Origin of the sequence: Streptomyces sp. NPDC005803, assembly GCF_040630435.1 — a bacterium.
In the GTDB taxonomy this organism is placed as follows: domain Bacteria; phylum Actinomycetota; class Actinomycetes; order Streptomycetales; family Streptomycetaceae; genus Streptomyces.
In genome coordinates this window covers 117,017-131,457 of record NZ_JBEXXO010000022.1, presented here as the reverse complement: position 1 = coordinate 131,457, position 14,441 = coordinate 117,017, and the positions used below count along the sequence as shown (strand labels likewise).

Below are 14,441 nucleotides of genomic sequence, written 5' to 3'. Positions count from 1 at the left end.
GCTGGCGCTGGTGTCCACCGCACTGACCGGGATCGGCTCGGCGCCGGCCGGCGCCGCCGCCTGGGCGCCGAAGCCCTCTCCCATGACGACACCGTGGACCGGCCAGGTCCCGGTCGACAAGCCGCTTCCCGAGTACCCGCGCCCCCAGCTGACGCGGCCCGACTGGGCGAACCTCAACGGCCTCTGGGACTTCGCGGTGACCGGCCGGGACGCCGGGCAGCCGGCGTCGTTCCCCGATCAGATCCGGGTGCCGTTCGTCGCGGAGTCGGCGCTCTCGGGCATCCAGCGGAAGATCACCGAGAACGACAAGCTCTGGTACAAGCGCACCTTCACCGTGCCCGCCGACTGGAGCGGCCGCCGGGTCGAGCTCAACTTCGGCGCTTCCGACTGGCAGACCACGGTCTGGGTCAACGGCACCCAGGTCGGGGCGCACAAGGGCGGCTACGACTCGTTCGCGTACGACATCACACCGCGGCTCAACGGCGGGACGAACACGGTCGTGGTCTCCGTCTACGACCCGACACAGACCGGCGGCCAGGCCGTCGGCAAGCAGCGCATCAACGACGTACGGCCCCACAGCGGCGGCGGCATCTTCTACACGGCGGCGTCCGGCATCTGGCAGACGGTCTGGCTGGAGCCGGTCGCGGCGGCCCACCTCACCCGCCTGGACATGACTCCGAGGCTCGGCGACAGCACGCTGCGGGTCACGGCGCAGGCCGCTTCCGCGGCCGGCCGCAGTGCCCGGATCACCGTCTCCAGCGGCGGCACCGTGGTCGGCACCGCCACCGGGACCGTGGGCGCCGAGATCGCCGTACCGGTTCCGAACGCCCGGCTGTGGAGTCCGGACGACCCGTTCCTGTACGACGTGAAGGCGGAGCTGCTCGACGGATCGGCCGTCACCGACGCGGTGGGCAGTTACGCGGGCATGCGCTCGATCGCCGTGGCGAAGGTGGACAACATCCTGCGCCCGGTCCTGAACGGGAAGTTCGTCTTCCAGACCGGCACGCTGGACCAGGGCTACTGGCCCGACGGCATCTACACCGCGCCGACCGACGCGGCCCTCAAGTCGGACCTCCAGGCGCACAAGGACCTCGGCTTCAACATGGTCCGCAAGCACATCAAGGTCGAACCGCAGCGCTGGTTCTACTGGGCCGACAAGCTGGGGCTCCTGGTCTGGCAGGACATGCCCGCCATGGACACCGGCAAGAGTCCCGCCACGGCGGCCCGCACCCAGTGGGAGGCCGAGTACCACGCCGTCATCGACCAGCACCGCAGCTCGCCCTCACTGGTCATGTGGGTGGACCAGAACGAGGGCTGGGGGCAGTACGACCAAGCGCGCATCGCCAGTGACGTGAAGGCGTACGACCCGTCGCGGCTGGTGAACAACATGAGCGGCGTCAACTGCTGCGGGTCGGTGGACGGCGGCAACGGGGACGTGATCGACAACCACATCTACGTCGGCCCCGGCAACACCGCCCCGACAGCGACCCGGGCAGCCGTGCTCGGGGAGTTCGGCGGACTCGGCTACAAGGTCCCCGGACACGAGTGGTACCCCGGCGGCGGTTTCAGTTACGAGGACCAGGCGAGCGTCTCCGCGCTGAACAACCGGTTCGTCGGTCTGCTCGACAGCATCCGTACCGGTCAGCTGCCCGCGGGCCTCTCCGCCTCCGTGTACACGGAGATCACCGATGTGGAGAACGAGGCGAACGGTCTGCTCACCTACGACCGCCAGGTCGTGAAGGTGGACACCGCCCGGGTGAAGGCGGCCAACCAGGCCCTCATCAACGCCTCGAAGAACCCCGCTCCCCCGGTGACCCTGCCCACCGGGCAGTACAAGTCCCTGCGGGTCACCACGCCCGGGTACACCGACAAGTACCTGCGCCACCAGGACGGGCTGGCCTTCACCGCGGTCGTCGACGGCGCGAGCAGCGCGCTGCTCAAGAACGACGCCACGTGGAGGATCGTCGCCGGCCTCGCCAACGGCAACTGCTACTCGCTGGAGTCCCGCAACTATCCCGGCGAGTACCTCCGGCACCAGAACTTCCGGGTCCGGCGGGACGCCGACGACGGTTCGGCCCTGTTCAGGGCCGACGCCACCTGGTGCGCCGTCGCCGGTACGGGAGGGGTGCGGCTGTCCAGCGCCAATCTGCCCGGCAGCTATCTGCGCCACATCGACTCGGAGGTGTGGCTGGCCACGCCGGGCGGAACGCACGCCTGGGACAACCCGGCGACGTTCACCGAGGACACCACGTGGGCGGTGGAGGCGCCCTGGGCGCCGTGAGCTGAGCACGGCTCCCCGTCACGGCCACGGCCCGGTGCGACGCGACCGCGTCGTGGCCGGGCCGTCGGTCGTCTCACGCGTCCCCTCCCGCCGGGGCCACATAGGTGTGCAGCAGCGCCGTCCGTCCGTCGGCCGTCGTCCAGTCGCCGGCGCGGGTGCCGGCATGACGCCATCCGGCGCGTTCGTAGAGGGCGATGGCGGCGCCGCCGCCGTCCTCCACCTCCAGGACCAGCCGCAGACCCTCGGCGGCCGCGGCTGCCGTCGCGGTGGCCAGCAGCGCACGCGCCACGCCGCGCCGGCGGGCCGACGCCGTGGCGAACAGCCGTGCCACCGAGGCGAGTTCGTCCTGCGCGAGCCCCGCGTCCGCGGCCAGGGCGTCGTCGGTGCGGGTCAGCGCCACATGGCCCAGGACGTCCGCGCCCTCCACCGCCACCCAGGCGTCGAGCATGCGGTCGGGCGTCAGCCAGCCTCCCGGGTCGGCCGGCCACTCGGCGGGGTAACGGTCCGCTTCGTGAACGGTGGCCAATGCCTCGACGCAGGCCTTCAGGTCGTCGTCGCGTCGGTGACGGATGTGCGGCTCTCCCATTCCTCGATCCTCACACAGCGCCCCGGGCTCCGGTCGGGGCGCATGCCGCTGCCTGCTGCCGCGGGGGCGGCAGCAGGCAGCGTCCAGTTGTTCAGCGCTTCACCGGGAAGCTGTCGGCTACGGCTGCTCGGTGTCGTGCAGCGCGCTCACCTCGTCGGCCGTCAGCGCCTTGTCGTACACCGCGACCTGGTCGACGGAACCGTTCCAGAAGTCGGTGTTCCCGCCCGACCACTTGGCGCGGCCCACGGACAGCGCTCCGGTGCTGACATCGGCGGTCCCGGCCGCCGCGGTCGCGGCGAGCTCGCCGTCGACGTACAGCTTGATCTCGTCACCGCTGCGGACGCCGACGAGGTGGTACCACCGGCCGAGCTCCGGCGTCATCTCCAGCCGGGCCCGGTGGGCGCCCGGGGTGGAGAAGGCGAACGCGCCCTGGCCGTACTGGAGATAGAACGGGTTCTCCTGGCGCCGGCCGTCCTGGCTGACGACGGTGGCGTAGTTGCCGGGAAGCGCGTCCAGCGAGGCCCAGGCCGACACGGTGTAGTCACCGGTGGTGTCGACGACCGGGCCGTCGGTCTGCGCGTACTGGCCCTGGCCGTTGAACTTCAGCGCCGAGCCCCGCACTCCGGCCGTCCAGGACGCCCCCGCGGAGAGGGTGAGGTCCTTGTGGTTCGGCCCGCTGTCGGCGGCCACGGTCCCCTTGTTCTCGTCGAGGGCCCAGGCGCCGCCGCCCTTGATCTCGTCCCGTTCGCCCGCGGCCGCGCCTGCGGCGATGACCTCCAGGTTGATCTTCCGCACCTGGGCGGGGTCGACCTTGATCTCGCGGCGGTCGTACGTCCAGAGCCCGTTGAGCTCGTTCTCCAGGTCGGTCACCTGGGTGTAGATGGAGCCGGAGAGTTCGGCGCCGGCCGCCTCCAGGTAGTGCGTGCGGGTGTTCTCGACGTACTTGGCGGTCAGGGCCGCCTTGTCCGCGACACCGCTGTAGATCGCGGTGGGCGCGCCGGGCCACATGTGCCCGGGCATCCGCAGGGTGAAGCCGCCGTGCTCTCCGTCCATCGCCGCGCGGCCGGCGTCCGGGAAGGCCGGGTCGGTGTTGTTGTAGTCGTGGTGGTCGATGATGTCGCCCTTGCCCGAGTCACCCTTGGAGTTGCAGCAGTTGACACCGCTGTGGGCGTTGACGACGCGCGAGGGGTCGGCGGCCTGGACCTGCTCGGTGATCTTGCCGGTCTCGGTGCGGTCCCACTCGCCCCAGCCCTCGTTGAAGACGATCCAGGCGCCGATCGACGGGTAGTTGTGCAACTGCCGCATCATCTCGGCCCCCTGGTCGAGGAAGGCCTTGTGGCCCTTCTCGTTGGTGAGGTTGCCGGAGACGAAGTCCTGCCACACCAGCAGACCCAGCTGGTCGGCGTGGTAGTACCAGCGCGCGGGCTCGACCTTGATGTGCTTGCGGACGGAGTTGAAGCCCAGGTCCTTCTGCGCCTTCAGGTCGAAGACCAGGGCGGAGTCGCTGGGCGCCGTGTTCAGGCCGTCGGGGTAGAAGCCCTGGTCGAGCTGGGCGAGGGAGAAGAACGGCTTTCCGTTGAGCACCAGCTTCTGGTACCCGCCGACCTCGGCGACGCCGAACGAGCGCATGCCGAAGTAGCTGTCGACGGTGTCCTTGGACCGTCCGTCCTTGAGGGTGACCTCCAGGTCGTACAGGTAGGGGTCGTCGGGCGTCCACAGGTGCTGCTTCGCGACCGGCAGGCTCAGCTCGTGGTTGGCCGGGCCGGTGATCCGGCCGACGACCTTGCCCTTCTTGTCGCGGGCGACGGCGGTGATCCGGGCGGACTCCGAGGCGTCCTCGGAGTTGACCGTCAGGGCGAGCCGGCCCTTGTCGATGTCGGGGGTGGTCGTCAGGGAGTCGACGGCTGCCGGGGCGACGGGCTCCATCCAGACCGTCTGCCAGATACCGGAGGAGGCGGTGTAGAAGATGCCGCCGGGGTTGGCCGACTGCTTGCCCGTGGGCTGGTCGGCTCCGGTGGTGTCGGTGACCGCGACGACGATTTCCTGCGGCCCGCTGCCCTTGACCGCGTCGGTGATGTCCGCGCTGAAGGCGGTGTAACCACCGGTGTGCTCGGCGACCTGCTTGCCGTTGACCCAGACGCGCGCCTGGTAGTCGACGGCGCCGAAGTTGAGCTTCAGCCGGTTGCCCTTGTCCTTGCCGGCCTTGTCGCCCTTGACGGACCAGTTCTTCGGGACGGTGACGAGCTTCCGGTAGAACATGTGGTCTTCGTGGCGCTCGAGACCGGAGAGCTGCGACTCGACGGGGTAGGGCACGGTGATGCGCTCACCGAGGGTCTTGCCGAAGACCGGCTGCTCGCCCGCCGCGGCTCCGGCGAACTCCCACGGGCCGTTGAGGTTCTTCCAGTCGTCGCGCACCTGCTGCGGACGGGGGTACTCCGGCAGCGGGTGGTCGCGGTCGACCTTGTCGCCCCAGGTGGTGGTCAGCCGGTGCGTGGACAGGTTGCGGGCACTGCGGCTGATCTGCGGAACGGTCTCGCCGCCCGCCCGGAGGCCCGCCTCGCCGTCGTACGCGACCCTGACCTGCTGGCCCTTGAGCACCGGCCCGGTCAGGGTGACGAGGAGCGCCTTGGGGTCGCCGGGCACCGGGGCGACGGACTTCACCGGGATAGGTGAGGTGTCGGCCTCGATCGTGAGGTGGTCCTTCAGCGCCGCGTAGTCGCTGACCTTGTCGTCGAACGTCGCCTGGAGCTTCAGCCCGTCGTCCGAGACGCTCAGCCCGACGGGGTAGACCTCGAAGCCGGCCGGCGGGGTGAAGGCGGACTCGGGCACGATCTGCCTGGCGAGCTTCGCGCTCGACCAGCGCAGGAACATGTTGGCACCGCCGGTGTCCTGGAACATCTCCAGCCTGAACTCGTGCGGCTCACCGGCCTTGAGCGCGACCGGCTTGCTGGTCTGCTCGTTGTCCCAGTCGGGCACCCAGTGATCGATGACCACCTGGCCGTCGATGAAGAGCCGGAAGCCGTTGTCGCCGCTCGCGGCGAAGGTGTAGTCGCCGTCCTCGGGGGCCGTGATGGCGCCGGTCCAGCGGGCGGTGGTGTTCTCGGTCCGGCCGGTGGTGGACTCGAACGTGCCGGTGAGACCGGGGAAGTTGATCTGCGGGTCGAGGGCGACCCCGCCGAGCTTGGCGAAGTCCCGCGCACCGGGCGCGGACATGCTGAAGTACTCACCCTTCAGCCCGTGGACGGCGGTGGCCGGATCGCCGGCCGTGAACGTGGTCGCGGAGGCGGCACCGGCGGCGGCGGCCGGGGTGGCCGCGGCCGCCGGGACCAGGGTGGCTCCGACGGGTATCAGGAGTGCGGCGGCGCAGGCCACCGTTCTGAGAACAGCGCGGGACCGGGGCATTTGTCGTCTCAAGGCGTCGTCCTGTCGAGAGAGCTCACGTGCCTCGAACCTGTGAGGCACAGCACATAATCGAACATTGAGCCACAGCACCAAACGTAAAACAACAGTCGTGCACGGAGAATTTTCAACGATATAAATCCGTGGCCCCGGACGCGCGCACCGCCCGCGCCGGATCGCCGCTCAGGAACGCGGCGATCCGGCGCGGCAGCTTTGCCGCTCTACCGCGGCAGCCCCGAAGGAGCCGTGGCCCACGAGGTGTTGGCCGTCGGGGCCAGCCGGTAGGCCAGCGATCCGCCCCGCGTGAGCAGGCTCGCGTCCGTCCACGACCGTTCGTGGGCACGCCCGTCGACCGTCACCGCGTCGATGTAGGGATGGCCGGCGCCGGCCGCCGGTGCGCTGATGGTGATGTCCTTGCCGTGCGGCCGGTCGATCACCGCCTTCGGGAACAGCGGCGCTCCCAGCAGGAATGCGGCGCCGCCCGGCGTCTGCGGATACAGACCCAGCGCGGAGAAGACGTACCAGGCGGACATGGTGCCCAGGTCGTCGTTGCCGGGCAGACCGCTCGGGCCCGTCCCGTAGACCGTGTCCAGGATCTCGCGGACGGTCTCCTGGGTCTTCCAGGGCTGCCCGAGAGCGTTGTAGAGCCAAGGGGCGTGGATACCGGGCTCGTTCGTCGGGTCGTAGCGCACGGCGTCACCGCCCTTGACCGACCAGGAGCCGTCCGCCTTGTGGAAGAAGCCGTCCAGACGCTGCGCCGCCACGTCCCGGCCGCCCATCGCCTCGGCGAGCCCCTGGACGTCCTGCGGGACCATCCAGGTGTACGTGGCGCTGGTGCCCTGGGCGAATCCCCGGTCACTGCCGGGGCTGAACGGCGTGACCCAGGAACCGTCGAGGTTGCGGGCCTGGATGTAGCCGTGGGCGCCGGCTCCGTCCGTGGCCTCGGGGTTGTACACGTTGCGCCACCAGCCACCGCGCTCCTCGAACGCCGCTGCCTCCTCGTCCCGCCCGAGCAGTCGCGCCCAGCGGCCGAGTGCGGCGTCGGCGACCGCGTCCTCCAGCGTCTCGGCGGCGCCGCCCCAGCAGTGGCACACGTCCTGCGGCGCGTAGTGGGACGCCAGGTACTGGGCCAGGTTGGGCCGCTGACCGGTGCACTGACCCGGACAGCCCGCGTCCGAGAGCCCGTCGTCGACGGGAACGGTCGCCTGGCGCGCCAGCGACTCGTACGCGCCCTCGTAGTCGAAGTTCCGTACCCCCATGGCGTAGAACGTGGCAAGGGTGGCCGCGGTGGGGTCGCCGGTCATGACGTGGGTGGCGCCGTTGATGTGGACCCAGCGGTCCCACACGCCGCCGTTCTGCCGGGCGAAGTTGTACAGCGACTGGGCGAAGTCACCGGCGACGTCCGGCTTGAGGAGGGCGAGCAGTTGTATCTGCGCGCGGTACTGGTCCCAGCCGGAGAAGTTGCTGTACTGCGCCCCCTGCCCGCGCTCGATCCGGTGGGGCGCGCCGTCCATGCCGGGGTAGCGCCCGTCGGTGTCGCTGATCAGGTTGGGCTGCATGAGGGAGTGGTACAGCGCGGTGTAGAAGGTGGTGCGCTGCGCCTCGGTACCGCCGCCCGTGCGGACGGAGCTCAGTTCGCGGTCCCAGGCCCGGCTCGCGGCGGCCGCGACCTCGTCCACGCCGGCGCGCGGTGCGATTTCCTTCCTCAGGTTGGTCTCGGCGCCCGCCTGGCTGACGTAGGAGATGCCGATCCGCATGTGGACGTCGTTGTCGGACGTGGTGTCGAAGCCGACCCAGCCGCCCGATCCGCGGCCTGCCCGGTCCGCTCCGGTGGCGTAGCCCTCGCCACCGCTGCCCGCGGTCGAGCCGGGGGCGAGCGTGCCGTCCTTCCAGGTGCCGGTCGAGGAGAAGGCGCGGTCGAAGGAGGCGCTGAAGTAGAGGCGGTAGTAGCTCTTGCGGTTGTTGGTGCCGCCGTTGGCCCGCCGGCCGCAGAACGCGCCGGTGAGCACCGACCCCGTCACCTTGCGGTGCGCTGTGTCGATCTTCACCTCGGCGTCCTCGCTGCCGTTGAGCGAGTTGGAGACGCGGAAGAGGAGGTTGGCGGGCTTCCCGGCCGGGAACGAGAAGTCGGCCACGCCGGCGCGGCGGCTCACCGCGAGATCGGCGGTGGCCCCCGAGTCGAGGCCGAGGGTGTAACGGCCCGGAACGGCTCGCTCGTCGTCGTGCGAGAAGTCCGCCGCGTAGACGGCGTCCTTGGTGTCGGCGGACGGCGACGAGGTGACGTCACCGACGAACGGCATGATCGGGATGTCGCCGGCCGCGCCGGGGTTGCATCCGGCGCCGTTGACGTGGGTGAGGCTCAGTCCGCGCAACCGGGTGGCGCCGTACTCGTAACCGTTCGCGGCGCCGGTGCTCGTCTGGTCGCCTCTGGTGCTCGTCGGCGACCAGGCGATCATCCCGTACGGGAGCGTGGCGCCGGGAAAGGTGTTGCCGCCGTTGGCGCTGCCGATCAGCGGGTCCACGTAGGCGGTGGGCCGGGTGACGGGTGCCGCGGCCTGTGCGGCGGCGGGCAGGACGGCGGCGGCCAGCGCGCCGGTGACGACCACGGCGGCTGTTCGCGCGGCGAGGCGCCGCGTCGCGGTCAGCTGTCTGGGGGGCATGTCGCGGTACCTTCCAGGGAGTCCGGACAACGTTGTCAGTGGCCGGGTCCGGCCGGTCGCAACGTTGATCGATTCGCCGCCGAGCGTAGGTCCCTGTGGCGCGGGAGGGAATGCCTCAGCCGTCATCCCGGATGAATGCGCGGTGAACGGATGCCGCGATCCGGACGGCACATACGCAACCGCCCTTCCCGTCCGCCCGCCCAGGCGTCGCAGGACGGCCGGACGGGACGCGCGGGAAGGGCTTCGGGCCGGTTCGGTCAGATCGCGTACGCGTACTGCTCGGGGGCGTGGGCGCGGTCGCTCAGCTCGCGGGCCGCGTACTGCGCCCAGGACGGGCTGCGCAGCAGTTCGCGTCCGAGGAGCACGGCGTCCGCGCTGCCCTCGGCGAGGATCTTCTCGGCCTGCTGCGGGTCGGTGATCAGACCGACGGCGGCGACGGGAAGCGAGGTCTCCCGCTTCACGCGCTCGGCGAAGGGGACCTGGTAGCCGGGGCCGGTCTCGATGCGTGCGCGGGGGGCGTTTCCGCCGGTGGAGACGTCCAGCAGGTCGACGCCGTGCGCCCGGAGTTCCTCGGCCAGCCGTACGGTCTCGTCCGCGGTCCAGCCCTCGCGCTCGTCCTCGGCGTTCTCGGTGAGCCAGTCCGTCGCCGAGATGCGGAAGAAGACGGGCAGGTCCTCGGGCCACACCTCCCGTACGGCGTCGACGACCTGGAGGGCGAAGCGGACGCGGTTGTCGTAGCTGCCGCCGTACGCGTCGGTGCGGTGGTTGCTGTGCGGCGACAGGAACTGTCCGACGAGGTAGCCGTGCGCGCCGTGCACCTCGACGACCTGGAATCCCGCCTCGAGCGCGCGGCGCGCGGCCTCGCGGAAGTCGGCGACGACGGCCTGGATCTCGTCCACGGTCAGCTCGTGCGGGACGGGGTAGCCGGTGTCGAAGGGCAGTGGGCTGGGGGCGACGGGCGTCCAGCCGTGGGCGTCGGGGCCGACCGGTCCGCCGCCGGTCCAGGGGGCCGCGGTGGAGGCCTTCCGGCCGGCGTGCGCCAGCTGGATGCCCACGGCCGATCCCTGGGCCTTGACGAAGTCCGTGATGCGGCGGAAGGCCGCGACCTGGGTGTCGTTCCAGATGCCGAGGTCGGCCGGGCTGATGCGCCCCTCCGGGCTGACGGCCGTCGCCTCGGTGAGGATCAGACCGGTGCCGCCGACGGCGCGGGCGGCGAGATGGGCGAAGTGCCAGTCGGTGGGGACACCCGTCCCGGGGCCCTCCACCGCGGCGCAGTACTGGCACATGGGTGCCATCCATACCCGGTTGGGCACGACAAGCGACCTCAGGGTGAAGGGCTCGAAAAGGGCACTCACGACGGACTCCGTTTCGCCGGGTACGGAAGGATCGCTAGTACGATACATCCCGTACTACGACGTCCGTCAAATTACGACGCCTCCCGTACAAGGGGCGAAACGAGGAGCCCGTTACGCGCGACGCGTCAGGTCAGCGGGTACGACGAACGGCCGGACGCCTCGTCGATCTCGTCGTGGGCCTTGGTCAGCAGTTTCATCGCCAGTTCGTTGAGTGCGCGGGCCCCCGCGATCTCCTCGCCCACCCTGGGCTGTTCGGAGTCGGAGGGATGGCGGCTGGCGTAGCCGTGGGCGCGCACCTCGCTCCCGTCGGACAGCCGCACCAGGGCGGCCGCGCGGGTGCGGTGGGTGTCTTCCTCGAATTCCAGCTCGATGTGCCATCCGACAGCCGTCTGTGTCATGGCGCTCACCTCCGGAGTCTCCCCTCCAGGGTGCGCCCCCTCCCCCGGGCGCGCATGGCAGGGCGGACGCGGAGGACCACGGGTTGCCCGGACTACCGGCCGCGGCGGCGCAGCGTGATGCGGGTGCCGGCGTCGTAGAGCTGGGTCCAGCTGCGTCCGGCGCCCGACTTCCAGGTGATGTGGGCGGTGGCCCCGTCGATCCGGACGGAGTCCACCGTCATGGCGCGGTCGCCGTCGCGCACGTCTCCGCGGCGCAGTCCGTCCGCCCTGACGGTGACCGGGTCCGCCGACCGCGCGCTCTCGGCCTCGTCCGCCGCGAGGCCGAGAGCGGTGGCCAGTTCCCGGGCCCGGGCCGGGGTGCAGACGAAGGCGAGTGCGCCGGTCGACGCCGTGGCCCTGATCTCGACCCCCGCACCGACGGGGGTGATCTCCAGGTCTCCGGCGGGCGCGCCGGTGTCCTCGTTCTCGCTCGTCATCGCTCTGCTCTCCTCTGCGTCCCGCCCGGCGCGTCACGCGCCGGACGGGACATGGCCCGGGCCCCCGGGCTCAGCGCAGCCGGAGGCTCTCCGGCGGGCCCAGGTAGCTGGGCTTGAGACCGCCGGTGTCGATCACCAGGTTCTGCAGCACCACCGTGGGGTCGACCATCCAGAATTTCAGCACATGCACTCCGGCGGCGCCGACGTGGTGCACCGTCCTGGTGATGTTGACGTTGTCGGAGGTGTTGCGCGCCCACTGCGCGTTCATGGTGCCGTCGTCGGCCCCCGTCACCTTCGTGACGTTCACCGACTGCGGTGCGGCGTCGTCGAAGGAGACCGCGTAGGTGAGCCCGTCGGTCGGCAGCGGGTTGTTGCGGGGCGACAGGTACGCGTGGACGGTGACCGGGCCGGTGGTGAACAGACTGACGCGGTACTCCAGCCGCGGGCTGTCGCCGCCGGGGGTCTGCCGGGCCGCGGTGACCGGGAAGGGTTCCATCCCGGCTCCGGTCCGTCCGATGTCCGGGATGCGCTGCCAGTGGATGCCGCCGCCGTCGACGGCCCGGCTGTAGTGGTCGGCCTCGATGGAGACGTACCCGTTGGCCTCGACGAAGCCGTCGAGGCGCGAGCGGGACAGGGCGGGACGGTCGACGACCGCCGTGACGACCACCTCCAGGCCGTCCGGGCCGGTGACGGTGACCGGCACCTCGGTGACCCCCTCCGGGGCCCTCGCCCAGTCGACGCGCAGGGTGATCCGGTCCTGCTGCTCGACCCGGCCCCGGACGCGGTCCGCGGTCAGCCAGGAGGCGCCGGTGCGCACGCGGTAGTCGAACGGCGCGCGGCCCCGGTTGAAGACCTCGATGTACTGGGCGGGCTGGCTCTGGTACGGGCTGAAGACCGGCAGCACGGCCGGGCTCTGCTCGTGCGGCCACCATGCGGCCGAGCCGTCGACGGCGACGCCCATCCCGGCGCCGGCGGGCAGCTCGATCCGCTTCACCGCGGGGAAGATCACGTCCTTGAGCGCGACGTTGTTGATCTCGGGCTGCTGCCAGGGCGCGTTCGGGCCGTACCGGGCCACGTCGCCGTAGTCGATGTGCGGCTGGGTCTGGAAGCCCTGCCACTTGCCGTCGGCGACCTGGGTGTTGAAGCGGTCGGCCAGGGCCAGGTCATCGGCGAGCCGGGCCTCGGCGACGGCCGCCAGGTCGTTGGTGCGGGCCCGGCCCTGGGCGGCGTAGTGCAGGTTGGTGAACTCCGCCTCGCGCAGCGCGTACAGGTTGGCGGTGGCCGTGACCTCGTAGCCGACCAGTTCGTACCAGGCGTCCTGGGCGGAGGCCGGCAGCCGGCGCCCGACCCGCTCGGCCTCGGCGCCGAGCTCCCGCCATTCCTCGGTGACACGTTCCAGTTCGCGGTAGTCGACGATGCTGAACGGGGTCGCCCCGTCGTCGTACACGATCGCGGAGCCGTCCTTGGCGGGGTCCTTGGCCGGGTCGAGGGTGATCTTGCGGTTGAGCAGTTCGGGCTTGCGCCGCGACTGGAGCCGGGCGTAGGCGCGCAGGACGGCGGCCACCTCGGCTGCCTGCTTCTCGCCGAAGTTCTGCCGGGCGTACCGCTCCTCCCACTCGGGCAGCCGGTCCAGGGTCCAGCGCTCGGGGTTCCAGGCGTACTCCAGGAAGAACTGGGTGGGCAGTTCGTTGCCCTTGAGGTCGCCGACGTTGGTGACCCACAGACCGTGGTTCCCGTAGGCGACGGACTGGTGGAGCTGGTCCCACATGTTCGGCAGGGACGCCGTGTCCACCCACTTGTAGTTGCGGCCGACCCCGACGTAGTCGAAGTGGTAGTAGAGGCCGTAACCGCCCTCGCGCGCCTCGTTCTCCAGGTCGGGCAGCTTGCGGATGTTCGCCCAGTTGTCGTCGGTGAGCACCACGGTGACGTCGTCGGGGACCCGCAGTCCGCGGTCCCAGTAGCGCTGGACCTCCTTGTAGAGGGTCCAGACCTGCGGAATGGTGGTGACGTCCCTGCCGGAGACCTCGGCCAGGATCTCGCGCTGGGTGGCGATGATCTCCGTCATCAGCTCGATGCCGTCGCCGTCGGGCAGGCTGACGTCGCCGTTCCCGCGCATGCCGAGGGTGACGACGCCCTCGAAGTCCTCGTCCTTCATCCGGCGGATGCCCTCGGCCCAGTAGTCCTTGAGCGCCTCGGCGTTGCGGCGGAAGGACCATTCGCCGGTGCCGCCGTAGGGGTCGTGACCGGGGGTGGTGATGGCGCCGGCGCTGTCGCGCACCGCCGCGACCGCGTGCCGGTTCCACTCCTCGATGCCGCGCATCATGGGGGCCTCGTGCGAGGTGCCCATGACGACGCCGTACGCCTTGGCGGTGGCGTGGTTGAGCGGGTCGTCCTCGGCGAACGCGCGTCCCCACACGGCCGGCCAGAGGTAGTTGGCCTTGAGGCGGAGCATGACCTCGAAGATCCTGGCGTAGAAGTCGGCGTTGAAGCCGCCCTCGAAGCCGGGCGCCTTGCCGGGGCCGAAGTAGGCGGGGGCCCAGGTGCCGAGCGCCGGGTTCTCGTCGTTGATGAAGAAGCCGCGGTACTTCACGGCGGGGGTGCCCTGGGTGTGACGGCCGGGCAGCACGTGGATCTCGTCCCGGTGTACGGGGGTGACGTCGTCCCACCAGTACCAGGGCGAGACGCCGATCCCGCGCGAGACGTCGTACGTGCCGTAGATCGTGCCGCGCTGGTCACTGCCCGCGATCACGAAGGCCCGGTCGACGCCGGGCAGCGGCTTGTCGACGACGGTCTGGAGGCTGGTCTCCCACTTGCCCCGGATCGCGGAGACGTCGAGCTTGCCCCGGGCGACGAGTCCGTCGATCAGCGGGCTGCGGCCCACCGTGCCGATGATCGTGATCTCGCGCCCCTGGGGCACCGCGCCGTGCGAGAGCGTGGGGCGCGTGCCGGTGACCCGTTCGAGATCGCTCTGCAGGTCACCCGCCACCCGGACGACACCCGCCCAGTCGCGGTCGCTGACCAGGATCGGGACCGCTCGCCCGTTCCTGACCAGGGCGAAGCTGCCGCGCCGGGGGGTGAACGAGATGTACGCGCCGGGGTCCGTCGGCCGCACCGCGGGACCGTGGCCGCTCGCGGACGCCTCGGCCGACAGGCCGAGGAGGGAGCCGAGGGGGGTCGCGGTGAGTGCGGTGAGGCCCAGTCCGAGCCCCAGTACCGCTCTGCGGCCGGCGTACTGCGGGACGTTGTCGTCCATACTGCTCTCCTATTTGTTCATACTCATGACAAA

General features: G+C 70.9%; 8 protein-coding genes. 1 reads left to right on the top strand and 7 read right to left on the bottom strand.

Annotated elements, in window-relative coordinates:
* Positions 1-10 precede the first annotated feature (10 nt).
* Complete coding sequence (locus tag ABZ454_RS28205; RefSeq protein ID WP_359542115.1) at positions 11-2,281, top strand: AbfB domain-containing protein; 2,271 nt, start codon at positions 11-13, stop codon at positions 2,279-2,281.
* Between the two features lie 73 nt (positions 2,282-2,354).
* On the opposite strand, the gene ABZ454_RS28200 is transcribed toward ABZ454_RS28205, so the two are convergent.
* The 7 genes from ABZ454_RS28200 to ABZ454_RS28170 form a co-directional block, all read right to left on the bottom strand.
* Positions 2,355-2,867 (bottom strand): GNAT family N-acetyltransferase, encoded by a 513-nt coding sequence (locus ABZ454_RS28200; RefSeq protein WP_359542066.1) that lies wholly within the window; start codon positions 2,865-2,867, stop codon positions 2,355-2,357.
* A gap of 117 nt (positions 2,868-2,984) precedes the next feature.
* Positions 2,985-6,269 (bottom strand): LamG-like jellyroll fold domain-containing protein, encoded by a 3,285-nt coding sequence (locus ABZ454_RS28195; protein WP_359542065.1) that lies wholly within the window; start codon positions 6,267-6,269, stop codon positions 2,985-2,987.
* Positions 6,270-6,487: 218 nt separating this feature from the next.
* Positions 6,488-8,926 carry a GH92 family glycosyl hydrolase gene (locus ABZ454_RS28190; protein ID WP_359542063.1) on the bottom strand — a complete coding sequence of 813 codons (2,439 nt, stop codon included), beginning with the start codon at positions 8,924-8,926 and terminating at the stop codon, positions 6,488-6,490.
* Between the two features lie 257 nt (positions 8,927-9,183).
* Positions 9,184-10,281, bottom strand: coding sequence for an NADH:flavin oxidoreductase/NADH oxidase (locus ABZ454_RS28185; RefSeq protein WP_359542061.1), 1,098 nt, complete (start codon positions 10,279-10,281; stop codon positions 9,184-9,186).
* A gap of 125 nt (positions 10,282-10,406) precedes the next feature.
* Positions 10,407-10,679 carry a DUF1876 domain-containing protein gene (locus ABZ454_RS28180; RefSeq protein WP_356319528.1) on the bottom strand — a complete coding sequence of 91 codons (273 nt, stop codon included), beginning with the start codon at positions 10,677-10,679 and terminating at the stop codon, positions 10,407-10,409.
* A 92-nt stretch (positions 10,680-10,771) separates the two neighbouring features.
* Positions 10,772-11,155 carry a hypothetical protein gene (locus ABZ454_RS28175; protein WP_359542058.1) on the bottom strand — a complete coding sequence of 128 codons (384 nt, stop codon included), beginning with the start codon at positions 11,153-11,155 and terminating at the stop codon, positions 10,772-10,774.
* A 70-nt stretch (positions 11,156-11,225) separates the two neighbouring features.
* Positions 11,226-14,408 carry a glycosyl hydrolase 115 family protein gene (locus ABZ454_RS28170; RefSeq protein ID WP_359542055.1) on the bottom strand — a complete coding sequence of 1,061 codons (3,183 nt, stop codon included), beginning with the start codon at positions 14,406-14,408 and terminating at the stop codon, positions 11,226-11,228.
* Positions 14,409-14,441 lie beyond the last annotated feature (33 nt).